Below are 256 nucleotides of genomic sequence, written 5' to 3'. Positions count from 1 at the left end.
CTCCAGGGACAGCAGGTCCGCGCCGTTTGTCGCCGGGATGACCCTGGGCACTCGCAGCTCCGGGTGCTGTTGCAGATGCTTGAGGCCGGCGTGCTGCGCCTGTCGGTCCAGTGGAGAGCGTCCTGACCGAAATGGTCGCGGCACTCAAGGAAATCGGCGATACCCCGAACAAGGAGACGGTCGCCAGTTGGTGGAAGCAGATCGAGGAATGGCGTGGCGATCGCGGCCTGTTCCCTTACGACAAGGGCGACGGCAG

The 256-nt window shown here is 64.8% G+C and carries 1 pseudogene; it reads left to right on the top strand.

What is annotated here, in order from left to right:
- Nucleotides 1-101 precede the first annotated feature (101 nt).
- Nucleotides 102-256 (top strand): annotated as a pseudogene (locus tag SB725_RS32430) (hypothetical protein); the annotation flags it as partial.

This window comes from Pseudomonas sp. SIMBA_041 (genome assembly GCF_046535095.1).
Taxonomy (GTDB): domain Bacteria; phylum Pseudomonadota; class Gammaproteobacteria; order Pseudomonadales; family Pseudomonadaceae; genus Aquipseudomonas; species Aquipseudomonas mucoides.
Note: the sequence above shows the minus strand (reverse complement) of the source record. Positions and strands in the feature narration are given on the sequence as shown.